This window comes from Vibrio sp. 10N.222.47.A9, from assembly GCF_963872585.1.
Classification (GTDB): Bacteria; Pseudomonadota; Gammaproteobacteria; order Enterobacterales; family Vibrionaceae; genus Vibrio; species Vibrio splendidus.
On record NZ_CAWNBB010000093.1, the window covers coordinates 23,001 to 47,081 of the forward strand.

Annotated in this window: 27 protein-coding genes; 22 read left to right on the forward strand and 5 right to left on the reverse strand. The window is 44.3% G+C overall.

Going from position 1 to position 24,081, the window contains the following annotated elements; translation table 11 throughout:
* Window positions 1-80: 80 nt before the first annotated feature.
* The 7 genes from rhtB (at window position 81) to AACT19_RS23885 (ending at window position 6,610) form a co-directional block, all read left to right on the forward strand.
* The gene (rhtB, locus tag AACT19_RS23855) at window positions 81-698 is read left to right on the forward strand and encodes a homoserine/homoserine lactone efflux protein (protein ID WP_076649092.1); all 618 of its coding nucleotides are present in this window, start codon (window positions 81-83) and stop codon (window positions 696-698) included.
* 43 nt (window positions 699-741) lie between these two features.
* Window positions 742-1,962 (forward strand): EAL and HDOD domain-containing protein, encoded by a 1,221-nt coding sequence (locus AACT19_RS23860; RefSeq protein WP_004736603.1) that lies wholly within the window; start codon window positions 742-744, stop codon window positions 1,960-1,962.
* Between the two features lie 99 nt (window positions 1,963-2,061).
* A complete protein-coding gene (locus AACT19_RS23865; RefSeq protein ID WP_004736602.1) occupies window positions 2,062-2,403 on the forward strand; it encodes a metalloregulator ArsR/SmtB family transcription factor in 342 nt (113 codons plus the stop codon).
* Window positions 2,404-2,443: 40 nt separating this feature from the next.
* Window positions 2,444-3,445, forward strand: a complete 1,002-nt coding sequence (locus AACT19_RS23870; protein ID WP_076649093.1) for an ArsJ-associated glyceraldehyde-3-phosphate dehydrogenase — start codon at window positions 2,444-2,446, stop codon at window positions 3,443-3,445.
* Between the two features lie 172 nt (window positions 3,446-3,617).
* Complete coding sequence (locus tag AACT19_RS23875) at window positions 3,618-4,109, forward strand: cyclin-dependent kinase inhibitor 3 family protein (protein ID WP_017079829.1); 492 nt, start codon at window positions 3,618-3,620, stop codon at window positions 4,107-4,109.
* A 97-nt stretch (window positions 4,110-4,206) separates the two neighbouring features.
* On the forward strand, window positions 4,207-5,427 hold the full coding sequence (arsJ, locus tag AACT19_RS23880) for an organoarsenical effux MFS transporter ArsJ (RefSeq protein WP_076649095.1): 1,221 nt from the start codon (window positions 4,207-4,209) through the stop codon (window positions 5,425-5,427).
* A 169-nt stretch (window positions 5,428-5,596) separates the two neighbouring features.
* On the forward strand, window positions 5,597-6,610 hold the full coding sequence (locus AACT19_RS23885) for an acyltransferase (RefSeq protein ID WP_076649097.1): 1,014 nt from the start codon (window positions 5,597-5,599) through the stop codon (window positions 6,608-6,610).
* A gap of 59 nt (window positions 6,611-6,669) precedes the next feature.
* Here AACT19_RS23885 and AACT19_RS23890 read toward each other — a convergent pair whose 3' ends face one another.
* The gene (locus AACT19_RS23890; RefSeq protein WP_004736596.1) at window positions 6,670-6,999 is read right to left on the reverse strand and encodes a DUF2500 domain-containing protein; all 330 of its coding nucleotides are present in this window, start codon (window positions 6,997-6,999) and stop codon (window positions 6,670-6,672) included.
* A 244-nt stretch (window positions 7,000-7,243) separates the two neighbouring features.
* Between AACT19_RS23890 and AACT19_RS23895 the strand changes: the two genes are divergently transcribed.
* The 4 genes from AACT19_RS23895 (at window position 7,244) to AACT19_RS23910 (ending at window position 10,317) form a co-directional block, all read left to right on the forward strand.
* Window positions 7,244-7,618, forward strand: coding sequence for a hypothetical protein (locus tag AACT19_RS23895; RefSeq protein WP_004736595.1), 375 nt, complete (start codon window positions 7,244-7,246; stop codon window positions 7,616-7,618).
* 927 nt (window positions 7,619-8,545) lie between these two features.
* A complete protein-coding gene (locus AACT19_RS23900) occupies window positions 8,546-9,166 on the forward strand; it encodes a lysoplasmalogenase (protein ID WP_004736594.1) in 621 nt (206 codons plus the stop codon).
* A gap of 90 nt (window positions 9,167-9,256) precedes the next feature.
* Complete coding sequence (locus tag AACT19_RS23905; RefSeq protein ID WP_017084862.1) at window positions 9,257-9,493, forward strand: YecH family metal-binding protein; 237 nt, start codon at window positions 9,257-9,259, stop codon at window positions 9,491-9,493.
* Between the two features lie 239 nt (window positions 9,494-9,732).
* The gene (locus tag AACT19_RS23910; RefSeq protein WP_009848232.1) at window positions 9,733-10,317 is read left to right on the forward strand and encodes a YhgN family NAAT transporter; all 585 of its coding nucleotides are present in this window, start codon (window positions 9,733-9,735) and stop codon (window positions 10,315-10,317) included.
* Window positions 10,318-10,434: 117 nt separating this feature from the next.
* On the opposite strand, the gene AACT19_RS23915 is transcribed toward AACT19_RS23910, so the two are convergent.
* Both AACT19_RS23915 and rsmD read right to left on the reverse strand, forming a co-directional pair.
* Window positions 10,435-10,701: a DUF1145 domain-containing protein gene (locus tag AACT19_RS23915; protein WP_004736590.1), complete on the reverse strand. Its 267-nt coding sequence runs from the start codon at window positions 10,699-10,701 to the stop codon at window positions 10,435-10,437.
* Window positions 10,702-10,711: 10 nt separating this feature from the next.
* The gene (gene rsmD, locus AACT19_RS23920) at window positions 10,712-11,314 is read right to left on the reverse strand and encodes a 16S rRNA (guanine(966)-N(2))-methyltransferase RsmD (RefSeq protein WP_076649099.1); all 603 of its coding nucleotides are present in this window, start codon (window positions 11,312-11,314) and stop codon (window positions 10,712-10,714) included.
* A gap of 230 nt (window positions 11,315-11,544) precedes the next feature.
* Between rsmD and ftsY the strand changes: the two genes are divergently transcribed.
* The 6 genes from ftsY (at window position 11,545) to glpG (ending at window position 17,211) form a co-directional block, all read left to right on the forward strand.
* Complete coding sequence (ftsY, locus tag AACT19_RS23925; protein WP_076649101.1) at window positions 11,545-12,810, forward strand: signal recognition particle-docking protein FtsY; 1,266 nt, start codon at window positions 11,545-11,547, stop codon at window positions 12,808-12,810.
* 77 nt (window positions 12,811-12,887) lie between these two features.
* Entirely contained in the window at window positions 12,888-13,565 is a 678-nt protein-coding gene (ftsE, locus tag AACT19_RS23930) for a cell division ATP-binding protein FtsE (RefSeq protein ID WP_004736585.1), read from the forward strand.
* Window positions 13,552-14,520: a permease-like cell division protein FtsX gene (ftsX, locus tag AACT19_RS23935; protein ID WP_004736584.1), complete on the forward strand. Its 969-nt coding sequence runs from the start codon at window positions 13,552-13,554 to the stop codon at window positions 14,518-14,520. Before ftsE ends, ftsX begins: the two co-directional genes overlap by 14 nt.
* A gap of 177 nt (window positions 14,521-14,697) precedes the next feature.
* Window positions 14,698-15,555, forward strand: coding sequence for an RNA polymerase sigma factor RpoH (rpoH, locus tag AACT19_RS23940; protein ID WP_026012297.1), 858 nt, complete (start codon window positions 14,698-14,700; stop codon window positions 15,553-15,555).
* 430 nt (window positions 15,556-15,985) lie between these two features.
* Complete coding sequence (glpE, locus tag AACT19_RS23945) at window positions 15,986-16,306, forward strand: thiosulfate sulfurtransferase GlpE (RefSeq protein WP_017104726.1); 321 nt, start codon at window positions 15,986-15,988, stop codon at window positions 16,304-16,306.
* Between the two features lie 59 nt (window positions 16,307-16,365).
* On the forward strand, window positions 16,366-17,211 hold the full coding sequence (gene glpG / locus AACT19_RS23950; RefSeq protein ID WP_076649105.1) for a rhomboid family intramembrane serine protease GlpG: 846 nt from the start codon (window positions 16,366-16,368) through the stop codon (window positions 17,209-17,211).
* Between the two features lie 86 nt (window positions 17,212-17,297).
* Here the strand turns inward: glpG and AACT19_RS23955 are convergent, their stop codons facing one another.
* A complete protein-coding gene (locus AACT19_RS23955; protein ID WP_004736708.1) occupies window positions 17,298-17,705 on the reverse strand; it encodes a flagellar basal body-associated protein FliL in 408 nt (135 codons plus the stop codon).
* Between the two features lie 162 nt (window positions 17,706-17,867).
* On the opposite strand from AACT19_RS23955, the gene AACT19_RS23960 reads away from it, so the two are divergent.
* Both AACT19_RS23960 and ubiA read left to right on the forward strand, forming a co-directional pair.
* Window positions 17,868-18,410 carry a chorismate lyase gene (locus AACT19_RS23960; RefSeq protein ID WP_004736706.1) on the forward strand — a complete coding sequence of 181 codons (543 nt, stop codon included), beginning with the start codon at window positions 17,868-17,870 and terminating at the stop codon, window positions 18,408-18,410.
* The gene (ubiA, locus tag AACT19_RS23965) at window positions 18,411-19,265 is read left to right on the forward strand and encodes a 4-hydroxybenzoate octaprenyltransferase (protein WP_076649107.1); all 855 of its coding nucleotides are present in this window, start codon (window positions 18,411-18,413) and stop codon (window positions 19,263-19,265) included. It begins immediately after the preceding gene.
* A gap of 103 nt (window positions 19,266-19,368) precedes the next feature.
* Here the strand turns inward: ubiA and plsB are convergent, their stop codons facing one another.
* Window positions 19,369-21,792 carry a glycerol-3-phosphate 1-O-acyltransferase PlsB gene (plsB, locus tag AACT19_RS23970; RefSeq protein WP_076649109.1) on the reverse strand — a complete coding sequence of 808 codons (2,424 nt, stop codon included), beginning with the start codon at window positions 21,790-21,792 and terminating at the stop codon, window positions 19,369-19,371.
* Window positions 21,793-22,012: 220 nt separating this feature from the next.
* Between plsB and AACT19_RS23975 the strand changes: the two genes are divergently transcribed.
* The 3 genes from AACT19_RS23975 (at window position 22,013) to AACT19_RS23985 (ending at window position 24,066) form a co-directional block, all read left to right on the forward strand.
* On the forward strand, window positions 22,013-22,375 hold the full coding sequence (locus AACT19_RS23975; protein ID WP_076649111.1) for a diacylglycerol kinase: 363 nt from the start codon (window positions 22,013-22,015) through the stop codon (window positions 22,373-22,375).
* 94 nt (window positions 22,376-22,469) lie between these two features.
* Complete coding sequence (gene lexA / locus AACT19_RS23980) at window positions 22,470-23,090, forward strand: transcriptional repressor LexA (protein ID WP_004736702.1); 621 nt, start codon at window positions 22,470-22,472, stop codon at window positions 23,088-23,090.
* 97 nt (window positions 23,091-23,187) lie between these two features.
* Entirely contained in the window at window positions 23,188-24,066 is an 879-nt protein-coding gene (locus tag AACT19_RS23985; RefSeq protein WP_076649113.1) for a class I SAM-dependent methyltransferase, read from the forward strand.
* Window positions 24,067-24,081 lie beyond the last annotated feature (15 nt).

Here is a 24,081-nt window from a genome sequence, read left to right on the forward strand (position 1 = left end):
GGAAATTACCTGAACTGATGCATGTGAGAGCTTTATCGCTACTAATGTTGTTAGATTAAAGAACTAGTAAGGAAATGCAAATGGATACTCATGTTTGGCTTGCTTATGTCGTCACGGCGATATTGTTTAGTTTGGCTCCGGGCTCAGGTACCGTTAACTCAATCAGCAATGGGTTAAGTTATGGCACCAAAAAGTCACTTGCGTCGATCGCCGGCTTACAGCTCGGTCTTGCATTCCACATCATGTTGGTGGGTGCAGGTATTGGTGCACTGGTGGCTCAATCTGCGTTGGCGTTCACCATCATCAAATGGGTAGGCGTGGTTTACCTTATTTGGTTGGGTATTCAAAAATGGCGTGATAATTCTAGCTTGGTGGCTTCAGAAGAAAGCTCAACGCTATCGAGTGGTAAGCTGCTTAGAAATGCCGTGCTTATCAATCTAACTAACCCAAAATCTATCGTGTTTTTGGTGGCTTTGTTTCCTCAATTCATCGATCCTACACAACCGCAAGCACCGCAGTTATTAGTGCTAGGAGTTACAACCGTATTCATTGATAGTGTTGTTATGTTGGGCTACACCTCATTAGCTTCACAAATGGGACGTTTTATTCGTTCTGATCGTATAATGAGTAAGATAAATAAAATATTTGGTGGTATGTTCATGGGTTGCGGTGCCTTGCTTGCTGCCGCTAAAGCTTAGTAAAGCAATACAGTTATAGATAAATCAATAGAGTTATAGATAAATGACCGCTACCTACGTTGCTCGACAACCTATCTTAAACCGTAACAAGAACACGCTTGGTTATGAGCTGTTGTTTCGCGACGGAGAAAGGAATGCCTACCCAGCGCATATTGAGTCTAATCGAGCAACGTATCGTCTGATTGTTGAGAACTTCTTATCGGTTGGGCATAACCCTTCGATTCCATCTTCGCGCTGTTTTATTAATTTCCCTCATCAAAGCTTGATTCGTCGGCTTCCTTTAGGCTTGCCGAAAGACAAGGTGGTGGTCGAGATTCTTGAAACCTGCCAGCCGACGGATGAGCTGTTAGAGGCGGTCAAAGAGCTCTATCAAGCGGGGTACATGATTGCCCTAGATGACTTTACCTCTACGCCAGAATGGGAACGATTCCTTAAATACACGCATATTGTTAAGCTCGATATCATGCAAATGGGCTTGGATGAGGCGTGTGATTTGGTAAGAGCTCATCAAGGGAAGAAGTTTAGCTTTCTGGCTGAACGAGTCGAAACTGAGCAAGAGTTTAAGCAAGCGAAAGAGGCGGGTTTTAAGTTCTTCCAAGGGTACTTCTTCAGCAAACCTGAAATCATCAAGACCAAGTACATTAGCCCTGAGCAAGTGATTGCTATGGAGTTGTTCCAAGAAGTGTGTAAGCCGGAAGTCAATTTTCAACGTGTCGAAAGCATCGTCGCGAAAGATGTTGCCTTGTCGTATAAGTTACTGCGTTTTGTGAATACCATGTCACCTCGTCTTGAGGTCACCATCTCTTCGTTCCGCCAGGCTTTGGTTTATCTGGGGCAAGAGAAGCTGAAAATGTTTGTCTCGTTGGCGGTGGCGTCTTATGTCTCTGATAAGAAGCCAAAAGAGCTATATGGCTTATCGCTTCAGCGAGCTCAGTTCTGCCAACGTATGTCTCGTTATCAGGCATTTGAAGGGCATGCCGAGCAAGCCTTTATGATTGGTTTGTTCTCGTTGCTTGATGCGCTGCTCGACTTGTCGTTAGAGAATTTAGTTGAGCAACTGCCCTTGTGTAAAAGTATCAAGGTGGCTCTGCTACGTAGAGAAGGGCCATATGGAACCTTGCTTGCGCTTGAAGAGAGCTTTGAACATGCCGATTGGCAGCAGATGGATGAGCATTGTGCTCATTTAGGATTGAGTGTGGAACAGGTTAAAACTGAGCTCACCGAAGCTCGACGCTGGAGTCATAACGTAACCAATCAGCTCTGATTTATCTTCGTTAAACTTTTATGACAATTATAACGCACGCCTTGACGTGCGTTTTTTTATATCTAATATATATGCATATCCATATATGAGTATGTACTTATGCTTCCTCACCAATTTTTTAAATTACTGTCCGATGAAACGCGAGTGCGTTGCTTAATGTTGATCGTTCGCAATGAGTGCTTATCGGTTGGTGAGTTGACTCAGGCATTGCAAGAAAGTCAGCCAAAGGTTTCACGCCATCTTGCGCAGTTGCGTTCAAACGGCATTTTGACTGATGTTCGCCAGGGACAGTGGGTGTTTTACCGCCTGTCACAAGATTTACCAGGTTGGATGCTAAAGTTAATTGATGACCTTATCGCATCGAACTGTTTGAAAACTGAATACCAGCAAGATATTGAGCGCTTAGAGTCGATGAACTCACGCCCAGTATGTTGCGTTTAATTCTTAATTTAAGTTTCACCACTAACTGAGAGAACACACAATGACAGTTAAAGTAGGTATTAATGGTTTTGGTCGTATCGGCCGTCTAGCACTTCGCGCAGCATTCGATTGGGATGAGCTAGAATTTGTTCAAATTAACGATGTTGCTGGCGACACAGCAACATTGGCTCACCTTCTTGAGTTCGATTCGGTTCAAGGTCGTTGGAATCACGAAGTGGCTGTTGAAGGCGACGAGATGATCATCAATGGTCAACGCATCAAAACCACAAAAGAGCGCGACATTGATGCGATCGATTGGTCTGGTTGTGATGTGGTTATCGAAGCGACAGGTGTTCACCGTAAGACATCTTTCCTAAACAAATACCTAGAGCAAGGTGTGAAGCGCGTTGTGGTATCAGCTCCTGTGAAAGAAGAAGGCATCGCAAACATTGTTGTCGGTGTGAACGACAATATCTTCGATCCTGCGGTACATAAAATCGTAACGGCAGCGTCTTGTACAACGAACTGTCTCGCGCCAGTGGTTAAGGTGATCAACGAGAAGCTTGGTATCGAGAACGCAGCTTTCACCACTATTCATGATCTAACTAACACGCAAACGATTCTTGATGCGCCCCACAAAGACTTACGCCGTGCACGAGCATGTGGTATGAGCCTTATCCCAACAACAACGGGCAGCGCTAAGGCGATTGTTGAGATCTTCCCAGAGCTTGAAAACCGTATCAACGGCCACGCGGTTCGTGTACCACTAGCGAATGCTTCTCTGACAGACATCATCTTCGAAGTGAAGCAAGACACCACAGCAGAAGAAGTCAACGCGATGCTGAAAGAAGCGTCTGAGAATGAACTGAAAGGCACTCTTGGCTTTGAAGAGCGTCCACTGGTTTCTATCGATTACAAAGGTGACCAACGCTCAACAATCGTGGATGCACTATCAACGATGTTGGTCGGTAAGCGCATGGTTAAGATCTACGCTTGGTATGACAACGAGATGGGCTACGCGACACGTACAGCTGAGTTAGTTCGCACTGTCGGCCTTGCATAATACTCTTCATACTTGAAGCTGCAGCGTTGTTAACTGCGTAAGTTCACCCTAATCACATAGACCCACTATGCTCATAGGGCTGAACTTCATTCCTTTTTAGGGAAAAGGTTGCCTACCTGCAACTCCAATTATTTTGAGTATTGGTTCTATAAGAATTTTAAGAGAATACATAATGACACATCCAACATGGCAACTAGACCTAGAGCAAGGTGCGCTAGTGCTTACTCCGTGCCCAGGCACAAAAGAAGCAACGCTTGATGCATCACTGGCTCAGCTAAAAGAGCAAGGCGTTGAAGCTATCGTGACAGCACTTGATGACCATGAGCTTGCAAGTAAAGACGTGGCGGCACTTGGCGAAAAAACACGTGCGCTAGGCATGCAATGGTTCCAGATCGAAATTGAAGACGACTGTGCACCGGGTGCTGATTTTGCTGCGAAATGGCAAGCGGCTAGCCCTGCGTTGCATCAAGTGGTTGATAACGGCGGCAAGGTAGCAATGCACTGTATGGGCGGTTCTGGCCGTACTGGCTTGCTGGCTGCACACCTGCTGTTAGAGAAGAGCTGGGACATGAGCAAGATTGTTCAAGAGGTGCAGGCACTGCGTCCGGGCGCATTCACTAAGCCCATTCAGGTTGAATACATTAATGGCGTAGCGAACAGCTAATAAGCCATTGTTGGAATACAAGGAGCTTTTGGTATCTGGAGTGTTGAACTTATCATGATCCAAAAGCTCTTTTTGTTTAGATTGCAGAGATAGCGTTATGTTTTCAAATCTAAGTAAGAGCGTTCGCCAATATATGTTGGTGACTTTCAACTACTGGAACTTCACCATTACTGATGGTGCACTTCGTATGCTGGTGGTTCTGTATTTTTACGACCTTGGCTACAGTTCACTAGAAATCGCCTCACTGTTCCTTTTCTATGAATTCTTTGGTGTGGTGACCAACCTAATCGGTGGCTGGTTAGGGGCGCGTCTTGGACTCAATAAGACCATGAACATCGGCTTAGGGATGCAAGTCGTCGCCTTGGGTATGCTTGCGGTGCCATCAGCCATGTTGACCATTCCTTGGGTAATGGCGGCGCAGGCTTTGTCTGGTATTGCTAAAGACCTCAATAAGATGAGTGCCAAGAGCTCGATTAAGACTCTGGTTCCTGATGAACAACAGGGCGCACTTTATAAGTGGATTGCGATTCTGACCGGATCTAAGAATGCGCTTAAAGGGGCAGGCTTCTTCATTGGTGGTTTTCTGCTTTCAACGATTGGCTTCCAATATGCAGTGCTTGCGATGGCTGCTGTACTGACATTGGTGTTCATCGGCAGCTTGGTGAGCTTAGAAGCGGACATGGGCAAAGCGAAAACCAAGCCTAAGTTCAAACAGATCTTCTCTAAGTCTGAATCCATAAACATCCTATCTGCAGCGCGTATGTTCCTGTTTGGTGCTCGTGATGTGTGGTTTGTGATTGCTTTGCCGATTTACCTCGGCAGCGTGTTTGGATGGGATCACTCATGGGTGGGTGGCTTCTTAGCGGCTTGGACCATCGCATACGGCTTTGTGCAGGGCATTGCGCCTAAGATTACTGGTAAAGCACAAGGCAAGGTGCCTGATGGACATGCGGCGCTATTATGGGCGGGTGCGTTGGCTATCGTGACTGCCGGTATTGCCTATGCGGTGCAAATTGGCTGGCAACCCGAGTTAGTTATTATCGGTGGCTTGATGGTGTTTGGTGCCATCTTTGCGGTGAACTCATCACTTCACTCATATTTGATTGTAAGTTATGCGAAAGGCGATGGCGTTTCTCTTGATGTCGGTTTCTACTACATGGCAAATGCGATGGGCCGTTTGATTGGTACTATCTTGTCAGGGTTGGTATTCCAAATGGCCGGTTTGTCTGCGTGTCTGTGGGTATCTTTTGCGTTCTTAGCGATAACGACGGTGATCTCTCTGCGTTTACCGAAAGTGCCGCAAATCTCAGCGGCATAAGCTTCAGCCGCATGAGCCTCACTTGTAAGAGTGAAAGTCGCATAAGCTTAAACCACACGAGCTAAATTCGCGATAAGCCTCTCCTTTAACAGTAAGCTGACTTGGTATTTATTCCGGTCAGCTTTTTTATTGCTATAGTAGAATGATTGAATATTAATCAGGCATTTACATGAAGCAGCGAATTCTCTTTTTTGATTTAGCACGATGTGTCGCGGCCATAGCAGTTATCGCGATTCATGTTTTGGCGCCTTATCGGAATGAATTAGGCACTATTCCTTTCGGTGAGTGGCTGACCGCCATTACGGTGAACGGTTTCAGTCGTTGGGCGGTGCCGGTGTTCATCTTGATTACTGGTGCTCTGATGCTCAGTGATCAGCGCCCGTTTGACGCCAAGTACTACCTCAAGCGTCGACTGGGTAAGGTGCTAATCCCTTTCATTGTCTGGTCGCTGTTCTATACCTACCTATCGGGTTGGTCGGTAATGGGCTTCGATGCTGACGTCAGTTGGGATGTGCTACTCAATAGCTATCATCACTATACCTACTATCACCTTGGCTTCTTTTATTACTTTATCCCACTCTACTTTGTGATTCCTTTTTTACAGATCATGGTCAGAAAGTACGGTGATAGATCGGTCTATGCCTTTACGGCGGTATGGTTGTTCACAACATTACTGTTCTTATTGAAAATCGATGGCCCTTGGAGTCATGAGTTGTGGTTGTACACCGGGTACTTACCATTGGGTTACTTGCTGTATAAGATTGTTCCACTTAATAAGATGACTGTCGGCGTGAGTGTGTTACTTGGTGGGTTAGCGTTACTGACCACGGTTTACATGGTGGTTGATGCAAGCTTGGTAGCAGAAGAGTACACGGTAGGGCGTTGGTTATCTTACAAGACGTTGAATACCGTATTAGCGGCGAGCATGGTGTTCATGGTGTGCCGTTACTATGGTGAAGGCTTGTCTGAGAAGAGCAATCAAGTGGTTGGTTTTATCAGTAAACACAGTTTAGGTATTTATCTGCTGCACCCGATTTTCTTGTGGCCAATGAAAGAGTTCGGTTGGTACCAAGGGCACCCTGCTTGGGTTATTCCATTATGGATCGTGATCAGCGGAGCTGGTGCGTTATGGATGAGCTGGTTGGTTTCTAAGTCAGAGAAAACGAGTTGGTTATTGCCTTAGCGGTGAGTGCTAAGGCTTTTTGATGGGTTGCTTAGAAGAGACAGTTGAGGCAGCTAGGGTTAGCGCTTCAACGCAAAGTGTAAGAACTTATCGCCTTGGTAGGTTAAGGTTCCTTTGTCGCCAGGGTTAAGGGCGTGGAAGTAGTGGATGCCGACTTGGAATTCTCGTTTTGGACCAACGACACCACGTTGAACGTAAATCCAGTACTCTTGATCTTCTTGGCCAGGTTCTGCGTCAGGAAGGTCGATGGATTGTTTGTCTAACACCGTGACATTCACTTTCTTTTCTGGCGCATTTTCACCTTGCGAGTGTTTTCGATAGAAACCAATAAATACCCAAGCCGCTAGACCAGCAAGTGCAAAGATGGCAAAAAAGAGTGAATTAGGCATATAACCTCCATGTAGTCGTGATGGTTATTCTAGTCTTTCAAGCAATAGGGATATGTGTTTAAAGCTGTTATTCGTGAACTGTTGTAAGCCAAGCTGATTATTTTTCGGCAGACATCACATTTAGTGGCTTGTTTGGGATAAAGCATTGTTATTTATTGTCTCTTTCTCACGTAAATATCAGTAAATTTGTATAAAAATAAGGGAATGCTCGACTAGAATTATAGTGTGGAGTGGGAGGGCCAAGATGACCGATATTGAAAAAGTGGTGACAAGAACTCGCAATATAGAGAAGTTATTGAGGCTTCAATATCATGCCGAAGGCGAAGGATTGCATGAGCTTGTAACAAGCTGTGAAGAAAGGCTACCGCACGATATGGTGAGCAAGCTGCGTTATATCGCAACGTGTCGTAATAAGGTAGTCAATGAACATGAGGCTAAGTTGGAAGACCAACATAAGTTCATCATGATGTGTAACGACTGTGAGAAGGAGCTGACTCCACGTAGTGGTCGTTTTATCTGGCGAGTTGCGATCTTACTGATGATGGCAATGACTTTAGCAGCCGCGGGTTTCTATTATGCGAACTGGGATGTACTAACACTGCATCTGTTTTCGAAGTGAAAAAATTGAACAAAAAAAGGGACGCTCATGGCGTCCCTTTTTTTATTTGTAACTTGCTTAGTACATCATCGGTAGTGTCATTAGACCTACAACTACCGCGATCATTACAAGTCCTTGTCTTTGCGAAGATGAAATCATAACACTACTCCTAAATTTGGTTGTCTCTCGCTATGTTTTAAAGAATAGCACTACTTATAGGTTTAGATCAAGAATTACTTTCGAAAGCTTTAAAAGTAGTAGAAAACTATTGGTTTTTGGCTTGTTTGGGCGTGTTTAACTGTGTCTTTTGGTGTGTTCTTATTTTATACGTTGTGCTTCATGTTTATCCATTTTTTATTTAAGTTGTTGTTTTGTAATGGTCATTTTGTGTAATTTATATTGTTAAAGGTTGTTAAACTGTATTAATAGGGGTTGGTGGTTTCTGGCTTTGATTTTGTTCTGTTTTAAATTTTTCGGATTGGTTTTTGTAGGAATTTTTACAGAGGACTTGAAAAAACCTGACAAAGTTGGGTTTTAAGAAAGCAAGCCACTTACTTTATAAGTCTAGAGTGATGTGGTGTTTTCGTTTCCCTGTTAACTCTGGATTTGTTTGTTTAAGTTGTTGTTATAATTAGTCTTAAATGCGGTACTTTTTAAATTTCAAGTGTGGTATTTGATGATATATGGGGGTTTTACAAGGAGTCTATAGGTTAGAAATGACTAAAATTCAAGTTTGGACGCTCTAATGCCAATTTAAATAAGTTTGTCGATGAATCGCTCTAGTTTTAAAAGAATAGCCATAGTCATCATGGTAATTGTTACGACTTCAATCTAAAGAGGCTCTTTTTAGTGGAAGCGTAATCAAGATCCAATTTTGAGGGGCTGAGGCTTTACATCAACACTCGTGTGCCTAGACTGGCGACGATTTAAAGCAATGGGGCAAATGGTATGTGGAGTTGGTTGGCGGTTTCCTTATCTGGTATCGGAGCAATAGCAGGAACGAAACATGGACATATCGGTCAGGCCTTGTCGTATAAGGTATTTACCTTTGTATTATTGGCGACCATTGCTTTAACTCAATCTGTCGTTGCTGACTTTACCTATTGGATAGTCGCTGGGTTGGCGATCTCTGCAATCGCAGATGTCCTTCATACGGTTACTCAAAAACGTCCTCTGCATTTTGTGTGCTTCTTATTGGCTCAGCTCTGTTACAGCAAAGCATTTTGGTTACAGCTATCAGGAGAAATGGTCTGGTGGTTGTTCGCGCTCCTATTAGCGGCTTGTGTCGTTGCTTTCTTCTTACTTCTGCCTCGCTTAGACAAACTCGTCTTTCCTGTGGTTATCATGGGTATCGTGCTTATTCAGCTTGCATGGGCTTCTGGTGAGCTCTGGTTGCTTGATCCTCAATTGTCACATGCGGTTGGTTTTGCTGGCTGTAGCGTGTTACTACTTTCGGCACTGGCGTATGCGCTAAATTTCTATCGTAGCCCAATCAAAGGTGCCTACTTTTGGGTGACGGGCAGTTACTTTCTCGCGCACGCTCTCATTGTTGCTTCCCTTACCATTTAGGGTAGAGCTCGCTTAATTCTGAGCTACATCAAGGCAGCTAAGATGAAAGTAGGTACTCTACGTCTACTTCATTAAACATGAGATAGAGTTATGACTACCGAAATTCATGCACACAACGTTTTAAACCTACTGAGTGAAAAGCCCCTGACTCGTGAAGAGTTGACGCAAGAGCTCGCTCAAACATATGGTGCAGAAACTCGCTTCCATACTTGTAAGCTAAATGGTCTGGATTTGGATGGCCTGCTGAAATTTTTCCTGAAGATGGAAAAGGTCGTGGTTGTTGATGACAAACTTTGCACCAATCGCGAACGTGTGTGTAACCACTAATCTCGAGTAACAACTGGTTTTTTGAGCCTTTTGACTTTTATATAAGATGAGTGGATGCGATGTTTCGGCTTCACTCTTTAAATTATCTTTTTACTTTTCTCCTTTCTAGCTTTCTAGCTTTCTATTTGCTCTCGAAAAATTCCCTTCTAATTACATAAGTTAATCCTTTTATTACTGCGTTCGAAAATCAATGTTGAGGCTGCTATACTCCGCGCACTTACGCTTTTCGAGACAAACTTATGGAAATTTTATCTGCAGCGACCATGCTGTTTCTTATTATGGATCCGCTTGGCAATCTACCAATCGTGCTCTCTATCCTTAAGCATATTGATCCGAAGCGTCGCCGTATTGTTCTTGTTCGTGAACTGATGTTTGCGCTGATTATCCTGCTGTTGTTCTTGTTTGCCGGTCAAAGCATCATGAACTTCCTGCACGTGCAGCCTGAAACCTTGAGCATTTCTGGCGGTATTATTCTGTTCATCATCGCGATTAAGATGATTTTCCCAAGTGCGGGCAGTATTACCGGCCTAGCGGCGGGTGAAGAACCGTTTATCGTGCCAATGGCGATCCCTATGATTGCAGGACCGTCGGTGATTGCTGCATTGATTCTGTTGTCGACACAGCACCCTGACAACATGTTAGAGCTTTCAGGTGCGGTGATGCTGGCTTGGGGCGCGACCTTCTTTATTCTGATGTTTAATGGTTTCTTCCTGCGAGTGCTGGGTGAGCGAGGCCTTAAAGCCATCGAACGCTTGATGGGCTTGTTGCTGGTTATGTTGTCGACGCAAATGTTCCTAGATGGTGTAAAAGGCTACATGGGCTAACATCAGTATCATTGCTGAATAAAAAAACGCCGCTCAAATGAGCGGCGTTCTTGTATTTAATGTTTCTGTCATGATGTTTTCTGTAGCTAAGCGTTTTATATCTGAGCTTAAGCTTGATTACATCATGTGCTTGCGTCGGATATCGAGGAGGGCAAAGACTCCGAAAATCAATATTGACCACTTCTCCCAACGTGACATTTCGATCTTATCGCCGAATGCACCGATAAAAATCAGCATCTGCAGGCCGTGCATGAAGAACAAGAACGCTGTCATGATATAAAGCGCAATCGCAGCATTACCCGGGAATGGGTAGAAAATATTTACGATTAAGATAAACCAAACAAAGGCGATGGCTACTTTTGCTAGTGGAAGTAAGAACTTCATTTAATAACTCCTATTCTTCAGTGGTTCGATTAAACAGTCGGTAGCTAGACTGGCCAGTGGTCTTATCGCGATGCAATTCCCAGTTCGCTGGCATAGCCTCAAGCTGCAGCTCTTTTTCTGTCTCGACGTAAATGATGGCGTTGTCTGCCAACCAGCCATTGCTCTCAAGCAGTTGTATAGTTTCTGCAAGTAAGCCTTTACGAAATGGTGGATCAAGGAAAACCATATCGTAAGGAGTACCTGGCTTCTTAAGGAAAGAGATAGCATCAGTATTCACGACATTGATGTTGTCTGCCTTAAGCTCTTTCGCGTTATCAGAAAGCTGTTTGGCCGCCTTTTGATTCATTTCGAGCAGTGTCACCATTTTTGCTTGGCGAGAAGCTGCTTCAAAACCTAGACCGCCAGAACCTGCAAATACATCCAAGCAAGTTGAATGTGGGATATCTTGAGCCACCCAGTTAAAGAGTGTTTCTTTTACTCGGTCAATGGTTGGGCGTAATCCTTCTAAATCATGAACAGGTAGCTTTCTACCTCTCCATGAGCCACTAATAATTCGAACAAAGCCTCCGGATGGCTTTTTTTGTGATGTGTTTTGCTGGCGACGTCTTACCATAGATTTTTTGACCGCTAATAAAGTGATACTATACCGAGCCCAATTTAAGTGGGTTCGAGTATTAAATAAATTTGCAATGACAAAGTGTATCAAGCTAAAAGCAAACTTATTACTGCTTTGTCATTTTTCTTTACTATTCGTTTGTACAAGCTTGTATTGTATAACAATAGCAAAGAGTCGACGTGTATTAAGTCAATACAGCTAATTAGTAGATCTAGGAAACTCCTCTGATGACGGAAAAAAAGAAGCGCGGATTATTATCGTGGCTTGGTTTTGGTGACGAAGAACAAAGCCCAAAAACTCAGAATGAAGCGAACGTAGAAAACGTTGAAGATCAAACTGAAGTTGAATCACAAGTCGAGGCTGAAGCTGAAGTAGCTAAGTCAGCTGAACCTCATTCAGTTGAATCTGAGCTTGCTGAATCAGATCAAGCGCTTGAAGAGACTCAAGAAGAGCAGCAACCTGTCCTAGCAGAAGCAGAAGCAGAAGCAGAAGCAGAAGCAGAAGCAGAAGCAGAACAGGAAGAAGTTGCTGTTCCTCAAGCTCAGGTTGAAGAAGTTCAAGATAAGCCGACAGAAAGTTTCTTTGCGCGCCTTAAGCGTAGTCTTAGCCGCACTAAAGCAAACATCGGTGCTGGCTTCTTTGGCTTGTTCAAGGGTAAACAAATCGATGAAGATCTGTTTGAAGAACTAGAAGAGCAACTTCTGATTGCAGACGTGGGTATGAATACCACGGTTAAGATCATTGAAAATCTGACAGAAAAAGCATCTCGCAATGACCTAAAAGACGGTGAAGCTCTATATGGTCTGCTCAAAGAAGAGATGGCAGATATCTTAAGCCAAGTGGAACAGCCATTGGTTGTTGATACGACTAAAACACCTTACGTTATTTTAATGGTTGGCGTGAACGGTGTCGGTAAGACAACCACCATCGGTAAGCTGGCTAAACAATTCCAAAGTGAAGGCAAGAAAGTGATGTTGGCGGCGGGTGATACCTTCCGTGCGGCAGCAGTTGAACAACTTCAGGTTTGGGGCCAACGTAATAATGTTCCTGTGATCGCTCAGCACACAGGTGCCGATAGCGCGTCTGTTATCTACGATGCCATTGAAGCGGCGAAAGCGCGTGGTGTTGATGTTGTGATTGCTGATACTGCAGGTCGTTTGCAGAACAAGAGCAACTTGATGGAAGAGCTGCGTAAGATTGTTCGTGTAATGAAGAAGATTGATGACTCTGCACCGCACGAAATCATGTTAACGCTAGATGCAGGTACCGGTCAGAATGCTATCAGCCAAGCGAAGCTGTTCAGTGACGTGGCACCAGTAACGGGTATTACGCTCACTAAGCTAGATGGTACGGCGAAAGGCGGCGTGATTTTCTCAATTGCTGATCAGTTCCAGATTCCAATCCGCTACATTGGTGTGGGTGAAGGCATTGATGACCTGCGTCCATTTGAGTCTAAAGACTTTATTGAAGCACTATTTAGCCGCGAAGAGTAACGCGAGTAGCAAAGTGGTTTATCCTTAACCTGCTACCGTTTTAAATTTGATATGAGTGATCGTAAGAGGAATTTTCGGTGATCAAATTTCAGCAAGTGAGCAAAGCCTACCGAGGCGGACGACAAGCGCTCCAAAAAGTGGACTTTCACCTTAAACGTGGAGAGATGGCTTTTTTGGGTGGGCACTCTGGAGCTGGTAAAAGTACCTTGCTGAAGTTGATCTGCGCCATCGAGCGTCCAACTGACGGACGTGTTTGGTTTAACGATCACGATATCACTCGTATTCCAGCTAAAGACATCCCCTTCTTACGTCGTAACATCGGGATTGTCTTTCAAGACCATCGCCTACTGATGGATCGCTCGATCTTTGATAACGTCGCACTGCCTATGCGTATTGAATCTATTTCTGAAAATGAAATAAAACGCCGAGTCAGTGCTGCGTTGGATAAAACCGGCTTGCTAGACAAAGCCCGTTGTTTGCCAAGCCAGCTTTCTGGTGGTGAGCAGCAACGCGTGGGTATCGCTCGCGCTGTGGTTAACCGTCCAACTCTGCTTTTAGCGGATGAGCCGACCGGCAACCTCGATCCTGAATTATCTAACCGTGTATTACGTTTGTTTGAAGAGTTCAACCGCGCAGGTGTCACGATCATCCTAGCGACGCACGATATCGGGTTAGTGAACACTCGCCCTCAGTACCGTCATCTTGAGTTAAACCAAGGCTTTTTGAGTGAGGTTGAAGACTATGGCCGCGAATAAGCGCATTAAGAAACCTCAATCCAATCGAGCAGCAAACCGGGCTTCAAGCGACGGTTTCTTTGTTGTTCATTGGAAACAAGCTAAGTCATCGTTCTCGCAAATGTGGCAACGTCCGTTGGGCAACTTGTTGACCCTTGCGGTGATCTCAATGGCTTTGGCGATGCCAGCTTGTTTGTACCTACTGGGTAAGAACGTTGGTGAAGTGGCTCAAGATGTCACCAGCCCGTCACAAATAAGTGCTTATGTAGAGGATGGTATTCCTGAGCCGAGAGTAATGGTGCTTAAGGATGAAATTGAAAGTTGGGATCAAGTCGAGCTGGTGGAATACATTTCACCGCAACAAGGGCTTGCGGATCTAAGCCAGTATTCTGGTTTTGAAGATGCCCTGACTATCCTAGATGATTATTCATTGCCAGGTGTGTTGGTGATTACGCCAAGCGTGCACAGTGATGTCTTAATCAAAGAATTAGCAAGCAACGTTAAAAAGCAAGAGCTAGTGACCGATGTTCGTTTAGACGAAGATTGGTTAGCTCGATTAGATGCGATCAAAGCATTAGCAGCGGTCATCGTTATTACCCTAACGGTATTGATGTTGGGCGCGGTATTTTTGATTATTGGCAATACATTACGCTTTAATGTGTTGGCGCATAAAGATGAGATTCAAACCATGAAGCTGATTGGTGCTACCGACAGCTACATTCTTCGACCATACCTTTATGCTGGGATGTGGTTTGGCGTTTTAGGTTCGATTAGTGCTTGGGTAATGACGGCATTGATTACCGTATTGCTCAACAGCGCAGTGGATGATTTGGCTCAGCTTTATGATAGCCATTTCCGCTTAATTGGCCTGAGTTGGGATGAATCTTTATTACTTTTGATCGTCGGAACTCTGCTTGGTAGTGTGGCTGCGAAGCTTTCTGCACAGCGTCACCTAAAAGAAATTGAACCAGTTTAGGTGAATAGAGTCATATTTATACGAAAAATAGGCAGTTCTTAACCAGTTTTTGCCTTGTATAGACGAATTGATTATGCATAATTACTTCCCCCTCCTTGAAACCTGTTCATTTTAGGTTCAAGATTGTCGGGTTTTAATAGATGTATTACTCCAGATCAGAGATTGATGAGGAACCGAATGGCAAACCAAGCGTATCAAATGGCTTTAGTCACACAAGATAGTTTAGATAGCTATATCCGCTCAGCGAACAGCTACCCTATGCTGACTCCTGAAGAGGAACGTGGACTTGCAGAGCGATTACATTACAAAGGTGAGATCGACGCTGCGAAAGGCTTGATCCTTTCCCACCTAAGATTCGTGGTGCACGTTGCAAGAGGCTACTCTGGCTACGGGCTACCAATGGCTGATCTCGTCCAAGAAGGTAACATCGGCTTGATGAAGGCTGTTAAGCGCTTCAATCCAGAAGTTGGTGTTCGTCTAGTCTCTTTTGCTGTTCACTGGATCAAAGCTGAGATTCATGAGTACGTTTTGCGTAACTGGCGTATCGTTAAGATCGCAACAACGAAAGCACAACGTAAATTGTTCTTTAACCTTCGTAAGTCTAAAAAGCGTTTAGGTTGGTTCAATAACGGCGAAGTTGAGACGGTTGCACGTGAGTTGGGTGTTGAGCCTTCAGAAGTTCGTGAGATGGAATCTCGCTTAGCGGCACAAGATGCGACCTTTGAAGCACCGATGGATGACGATGACGGTGGTTCTGCTTACACGGCTCCAGTTTACTACCTAGAAGACAAAGCGTCAGACGTTGCAGAAACGGTTGAAGCGGCAAACTGGGAATCTCATACCAATAATCGTTTAGGACTCGCATTGAAGAGCTTAGACGAACGCAGCCAGCACATTGTGCGCTCACGTTGGTTAGATGATAATAAGTCGACACTGCAAGACTTAGCGGATACCTACAGCATTTCTGCAGAGCGTGTTCGCCAGTTAGAAAAGAATGCGATGAAGAAATTGAAACAAGCCGTTGGCGATTTCTAATAGCATCTAGCTTCTATCTAATAGTAGAGCTAACAAATAGCTGAATTTTTGAAAAGGCCGAGATCGAGAGATCTCGGCCTTTTTGTTTTGGATCGATTTCTCAATTTTTGCGATCGAAATTTGCAAAGTGATTTTGTGGATAACTCTGTGAGAAGTTTATTCGTCAGCTGTCTAAAAGCAGGGTGTAGTAAGGCTTTGAAGGGGTTTTTCGAGTGGGGATATGTTTCAGTTAACCCACAGCTAGATCAGGATCATTACTACATGTTGTGGATCTATTTTAAAAAAAGCACTTTATTCACGCAATTCACAGGTTTATCCACAAATGGTGTAAAAGTGATCGCTGGTGGATAACCTTATTAAGTGGATGTGATTGTTAGCCTTGGGATAGGTTACAATGGCAGCAAAGTAAATCAGTATAAAAGAGAAAGTCATGGACCAGTTTAAACATATCGATGTTAAAGGTGCTCAAGCCCTTATTGAACAAGGCGAAGCTCGACTTGTCGATATACGTGACCCGCAGTCTTTTGCGGTAGCTCACTCAAAAACCGCTTACCATCTTACTAACGATACCATGGTGTCGTTCATGGATGAGGTTGAGTTCGAACAGCCAATCTTAGTGATGTGTTATCACGGTATTAGTAGCCAAGGTGCGGCACAATATTTAGTGAACCAAGGCTTTGAAGAGGTATATAGTGTTGATGGTGGATTTGAAGCTTGGCATCGTGCTGAACTTCCAGTGAACGCGGGTTAATAGCCTTCTATCACTTGAACCGCTTCAAGCATCTCTCATAGCATGAATAGGAAGTAACAATGATTAGATTGATGGTGTTAGACAATCCACGTCTTGCTCAAGCGTTTATTGATTATATGGCCTCTCGTCAGATCCCTATTCAGATGTCACCTGAGGGAGAAGGGCGTTTTGCTCTTTGGCTTCTTGATGGTCAATATCAGGTTGAAACCGAGGCCGAGCTCAATCGTTTCCTGTCGGAACCCAATCATAAGCGCTATCAAGCAGCATCTTGGGACATGGCAGAGACCAGAAAGAGCAACTTTCATTATCACACGCCAAGTTTTATGGGCATGATAAAAGCCAAAGCGGGGCCCGTGACACTCAGCCTGATGTTGGTGTGTGTGGTGATTTTTGCACTGCAGCAAGTCGGTTTTGGTCAAGCTATTTTCAACGCCCTACATTTCCCTGCGGTTGACGGACAACAATGGCAATTGTGGCGTTGGTTAAGCCATGCTGTCCTGCACTTCTCTGTTATGCATATCGCATTTAATATTTTGTGGTGGTGGCAGTTAGGTGGGGACATTGAGAAAAAACTAGGTAGCCTCAAGCTACTTCAGATCTTTGCTGTCTCTTCTGCGCTTTCAGGTGCAGGGCAGTACTGGGTTGAAGGGGCGAATTTCGGTGGTTTGTCTGGTGTTGTGTATGCCTTGGTTGGCTATCTATGGGTGGTGGGTGCAAAAGCCCCTCAGTTTGGTTTAGGTATTCCAAGACAGATCGTCGGCTTTATGTTGGTGTGGCTAGTGCTTGGGTACATGCAACCATTCATGGCCATTGCAAACACCGCGCATTTGGCTGGTCTAGCCGCTGGGATCATTATTGGTTGGATTGATGCTATGAAAGCACCGAGTTCAGCACGAAGCGAGTAGATGCTTTTTGGCAGTAGCTAAATAATAGAGACAAAAAAGCGGCCTGATGAGCCGCTTTTTTATTTGGATTCGTTTTTACATCATTATTACTGATAAAGGTATTTGGTAAACAGTAGGTCAGCAATGAGGGTTTTGCCTGTTTCAGGAAGCAATACCTTGTTGAGATGTTCAACTAAGGTTTTTCTTAAATCTTCACGACCAGATAGAGACTTAATGGTTTCTTCGTTTTGTTTACCGAGCAATTCAATCACAGCATCACGAATCAGTGGTTGGTGGTGCTCAATGGCTGCCAAGTCGTTACTATTCGCAACCATAATATCGAGGCGAACCTGAATGTAGCCCAGTTTTTTACCTTTAGTGTAAAAATTGGTGGTCAGGTCAGGCTCTAGCGTGAAGTAGGCTAGTTTGGGTGCCGATTCCTCTTCAGCGAAACTTGATGCTGAAAAGAGTAGGGTAATCGCAAGAAATATTTGGGCTACATAACGTTTGTGCATATTTGTGACTTTTCTTTAGTTTATTCGCGATATTCGAAACGCATTAGTCTTGTTACAATGAGCGGTCTAAATCTAAATACGTTTACAATTCGAAGAACGCTTTAATTTTGTTCGAAAGTTGAAGCTTTATTGTACGTGTAAAGTCACCTATTGAATACTAGTATGAATCAGCCAATATCGCTGTATCTTAATTCGTTAATGAATGTAGATTGGCAAAGTACAGAAACATTTGATTTTCCTAATAAAATCACCAGAGAGTGGCTTTTGGAGCAAGGTTCTCTTTCCCGCAAGTTGGGCAAGAGCTGTCAGCACCTGTCTGTTGAGTTGCTTCATAATCAAGTTGTAGAACGCTCAATGCTACAACAGGACGAGGAACTTCTTTTATCATCGTTTGATTGCTTGCTGCGTAAAGTAATTTTGAAGGGTGATGATGAGCCGTGGGTGTTAGGGCGAACCTTGATTCCTCGAGTCACATTAGAAGATCATCAGCACTCTGACCTTTCTCAACAAGGTAATGTCCCACTTGGTTTAACCGTGTTCAGCGCTGAGAACGTGGAGCGAGATGCGCTGCAAGTCGGTTGGGTTATCGCAGGCGATGAGCGACTGCTCGCGCGTCGTTCTCGATTATGGATGAACCATAAACCGATGCTTGTGGCAGAACTGTTTTTGCCAACATCACCCATTTACTCTAAGGAGAGTGTGTAAATGTTTGCCACCAAAGCGAAGGCGTATTGGCAATTAACGCGAATGAATCGCCCGATTGGTACCCTGTTACTCCTTTGGCCGACCTTATGGTCGCTGATTATCGCCGCGCAAGGCATGCCTGATTTTGATGTCTTGGTTGTTTTCGTACTCGGCGTGGTATTGATGCGTTCAGCTGGCTGTGTTATCAATGATTTTGCTGACCGTAAAGTGGATGGCCATGTAAAACGCACCAAGCAGCGTCCATTACCTTCCGGTTTGGTTTCTAGTAAGGAAGCTATTCTGCTCTTTTTAGTGTTAGCCATGGTTTCATTCTTACTGGTGCTAACCATGAATCCGCTGACGATTAAGCTTTCTGTTATCGGTGTTGGCTTAGCTTTCATTTATCCTTTTATGAAGCGTTTTACGCACCTTCCACAGTTGTTCCTCGGCTTAGCGTTTAGTTGGGCAATTCCAATGGCTTGGGCGGCGCAAACTAATGAGCTACCTAGTGTGGTCTGGTTTATTTTCATTATCAATGCGCTGTGGACGATTGCCTACGACACGCAATATGCAATGGTTGACCGAGATGATGACTTAAAAATTGGCATCAAATCGACGGCTATTCTATTTGGTCGTTTCGACAAGCTTATTGTTGGCTTCTTACAGCTAGTAACACTGGCGATGCTAATAGCGTTAGGCATGCATTACCAATTAGGAGATACCTTTTATTGGGCACTGCTGGTTTCGGGGGGATTGTTTGTGTATCAACAACATCTGATGCGCCACCGTGATCGAGATTTATGTTTCCAAGCTTTCCTAAACAACAATTATGTTGGAATGGCAGTGACAGCAGGTTTATTCATTACCTTCTGGTAAGCACGAGTTTTTTGCTAAACGAACGCTCAATAAAAAGGCACCCAATGGGTGCCTTTTTCGAGCGTGTTCAGTCTAGTGATTAACGCAATTGCTAACCAAGCGATTACTCTGCTTGGTGGATACTCTCTTGAATCGTCAGACGGACCTCTGGGTAAAGCATTGAGTAAAGAAGCTTAGCGAATTGCTGAGTCTTTTCTAAATCGCAGTTACCATCGTTATCCAAATATAGCTGCTGTTTCAAAGTTGCGAACATCGACGCAAACACACCTTTATCGAAGAACTCTGGTGCATTAATGCCTTGTAGACGTCCCAGTCGTTGTGCGATGTCTTGGCTCTTCTGCTCAAGATCAGATTTATCCAGATCAGGGTTTTCTGCCAATAGGTTCAGAGCAATAGAGTAGCGCTGTAGCGTTTCTGAAATCGTACGGCCTAACAGCATCAGTGCTTGGCTGTTTGACTGGTTGATGGTGACTTGGTTGTCCGACACCACAAGCATACCTTGGCCAACAAGCTCTTCAATGATGTTCGCCACCACGCTTTCAAGCTGATCTTCGTCGTAGCTTAAGAACAACTCTTTCTTCAAGAACGGGTAGATAGCAGCAACGTTCTCTTGAATCGTGTCAATGGTTAGGCCGTGCTGACGAATGGTCATCTGAGCAATTAATGATGGTAGAGCAAACAAATGAATGATGTTATTACGGTAGTAAGTCATCAGAATTGACTGGTGACGGTCTAGCGAAATGATGTCGCCCATTGAGTCTGATTCAATTAGGAACTTGTTCAGCGATTCAGCGTGTTTTACCAGATCTTCAGCACTGTCTTTTGGTACCGTAAATGTATCAGAGTAAGGTACGTTCTTAAGCAGAGACAGATAACAGTTGATCTGGGAAACCAAAGAATCACGAGACAATGCACGCTGTCTTGAAGCCAGTAACGCCGTTGCACAAAGTGTTAGTGCGTTGGTCGCTGCCGCATCGTTAATGTGTGTCATCATTTTGGTTGCCAGGTCATTGACCACTGGATTCATCCATTGTGGCTTGCTGGTTCCCATTGGATCGATATCTTTAGTCCACTCTGGAGCGTGCTCGTTCAGATATTGGTTAAGCTGAATCGGCTCACCAAAGTTGACGTAGCCTTTACCAAAGTTGCGCAGTTTACGGAGCGTACGAATCACTAGGCTCGCATTTTCTTTTTCTTTGCGCTTACCACGAAGTTCTTTTGCGTAGGTCGCCACTTCCATTACGTGCTCATAGCCAATGTACACAGGTACTAACGTCACTGGACGGTTCATGCCGCGCAGCATAGCCTGAATAGTCATCGCCAACATGCCGGTTTTAGCTTGTAGCAGGCGACCTGTACGAGAGCGACCACCTTCACTGAAATACTCGACCGAGTAACCTTTGGCGAACAATTCCGCCAGATATTCACGGAAAATAGTCGAGTACAGCTTGTTGCCTTTGAAGCTACGACGAATAAAGAACGCACCACCATGACGGAAAATAGGACCGGCAGGGAAGAAGTTCAGATTGATACCCGCAGCGATATGCGGCGGCACCATGCCTTCGTGGTAAAGCACGTAAGAAAGCAGTAAGTAATCCATGTGACTACGATGACAAGGCACATAAACAATCTCGTGACCATCTTGAGCCAGCTTACGAACTGTTGAAGCGTTGCTGATATGCAGGCCTTGGTACAACTTATTCCACAACCAACCAAGAATCTTCTCACCGCGTTTGATTAGCGAGTAAGAGAAGTTCGCAGCAATCTCGTCCATGATGTCTTGAGCTTCTTTACTCGCTTTCTCGATCGAGATGTTCTTTGCTTGTGCTTCATCTTCAATCGCTTTCTTGATTGCTTCAGATTTTAGTAGGCGGTCAAACAGAGCTTGGCGACTTGGCAGGTTAGGACCTGATGCTGCCAGTTTTTGGCGAGAAAAGTGAATACGTGCCACGCGCGCCAGTTTGTGTGCGATGGTGTTGTCGGTGCCGTGTGAGTTAGCCATGTAACGTAGAGAAACCACAGGACTAAAGCGAACCAAGCAGTCACGACCTGCCAGTAATACCGCTTTTGATTTCTCTAAGCCGTTCATTGCTTGTAGGTAAGGTTTCTGGTTATTCTCTTTACCAGGCTTACGCCCCCACAATACAGTGGCAGGGATAACTTGAACGTCGAGTTCAGAGTCTTCAGCATGCAGTGAAAGCAGCTCAGAGAAGACTTCAATTGATGAGCTTGGTACATAATCATCGTCTTGCAGTAGGGTTTTGCGAGAAGAGATAAAAACGTAGCGTTGCAGTGATTTACCATTGATTTCAAGCTTGCTCAACGGATCAGGTAACCCTAATTCAAGTGCATGTTTTTGCAATGTAAGAATGTCTACACTTGAGCGAAACGGTAAGGCGTATACAATCGGTTTGCTCAAATCAATGTTCAAATCCTCAACAGGGTTTGAAGGAATTGATGTGCCCTTTACCAATACGGATAAAGGTAGCTTCATTAATGAACGTGAAAAAGATTGTCCAGAAGACATATAGGTTCACTGCCTCAATAGTTATTTCAATGTGCTCAAGCGTATCTCTATTTCTATGATGAAAAGGATAAATCCTGTGAGTGAAATAGGGATAAGCCTAGGCGTAAATTTAATCGATGCAAGAATACCAGAAACTGGTCTAACCTTTTAATGGAAATAGTCATATTGCCGTTAAGTTTGTGGAAAATCATTCATCGACTGATTGAGTATAGGGTTAAAAATGACCAAAAAATCAAACACCGGATTCAAACGTATCGTGAAAGCGGCGGGCTTTTCATGGCAAGGCATCACGAGTTCGTTTAAAAACGAGGCGGCATTTCGACAAGAAGTATTCATGGCCGCAGTGCTTATTCCGTTGGCGTTTTACTTAGATGTAAGCCAAGTTGAGAGAATCTTGATGATTTCAGCAGTCGTGTTGGTGACGGTTGTCGAGTTGATCAATACCGCGATTGAAGCGGTCGTTGACCGAATCGGTAGTGAACATCATGAGCTTTCTGGGATGGCGAAAGATGTTGGCTCAGCTGCAGTTTTTATCTGTTTAGTATTAGCGGGTTACGTGTGGCTAGAGATCTTGTTTTTGTAATTCGCTAAAAATGAACTAAAAACAACCAATTGCTTTGCTTTTGTTCAGTTACTGGATATACTCACAGTCAACTGTATAAAAAGACAGGTGAATCATGAAGCCGTTAACGCCCCGCCAGCAACAAGTTTTTGACCTTATCAAAAGTAAGATCGAAGATTTCGGTATGCCACCGACACGTGCAGAAATCGCGCGCGAACTTGGCTTCCGTTCTGCTAATGCTGCAGAAGAACATTTAAAAGCTCTTGCTCGTAAAGAAGCGATTGAGATTATCCCGGGTGCGTCTCGTGGTATTCGTATTTTGCTTGAAGATGCAGCGAATGAAGAGCAAGGTTTGCCACTAATCGGTCAGGTTGCCGCTGGTGAGCCTATTTTGGCTCAAGAGCATGTAGAAATGCATTATCAAGTTGATCCAGGCATGTTTAAACCACAAGCTGACTTCTTACTTCGTGTAAATGGCGAAAGTATGAAAGACATCGGTATTATGGACGGTGATCTATTAGCTGTTCATAAAACACAAGATGTCCGCGATGGTCAGGTTGTCGTGGCTCGTGTCGATGATGATGTAACGGTAAAACGCCTAGAACGTAAAGGTTCAACGGTGCTGTTACACGCTGAAAATGAAGAGTTTTCTCCAATCCATGTCGATCTAGAATCTCAACACTTGTCTATTGAAGGGCTGGCTGTTGGTATTATCCGCAACACTGACTGGATGTAATCAGTACAAACAGCTTATTGATATTTATTCTCAATAACTTGTTATTGTAATTGATATTCATTATCATCTTCTTTGTCGAGATACAAGGAAGATGATGATGCCAAATCCAACCAAACTTCAAATGAAGCCGTTTATTCCTAAGCCGCGCTCTTCTGTTCAAAAGGCTCCTTTTGATCAAGGGTCTGCACATCAGGAATTCCAAGTTCCGACGGATCTCGTTCAACATCTTTGGTTTCGCAGCCGCGAAAGCCTTGCCGATGACGGCTTAGTTTATGACCCTATTGCAGCTCAAGCCTGCAAGCGCTGCCAACTAGCACCGGAATGTCTTACCGGTGAACTCGACCAACAACAACTTCTCTACGCAACATTGACTCAGCTTTGCGATTCTCAGGTACAGCAGTTTTTATCTCATAACCCAGATGCTTGGATCATTAATGTTGGTGCCGGGCTCGATACGCGTTTCTACCGTTTAGATAATGGCCGCTGTCATTGGGTTGAATTGGATGTCACAGAGAACCTAGTTTGGCGCCAACGCTTGTTCCACAAAAATGAACGCTATCGTTTAGAATGTGGCTCGGTTGATGATCTGACTTGGTTGGATGAGCTCAACATCCCAGAACAAGCCTCAGTGATGGTGGTGTGCGAGCATGCTTTGCTTGATTGCAATGAACAACAAACTGCATATTTTATTCAGTCATTGAGTCGTTACTTTACTCATGCACACGCGTGTTTAGTGTTAGCTGGAGACAAAAGCTCTAGTGCTCTGGGGCAAAAGCTTGGTTCAGGGAAATATGCACATGGCTTATCTTCCCCAGTAGACAGTGTTCTTAATTGGCTGCCATGGGCGCAATGGGTAAAAGCGTTTTCTCCACTTGATCAACAATGCAATCGTTGGAAATTGTGGCAGCGATTACTGTGTAAGATCTCTCAGGTCAAAAAGCGCTTAACGCCACAGTTAGTGCTTGTTAAGTGGTAGTGCTAGCGACTTTGT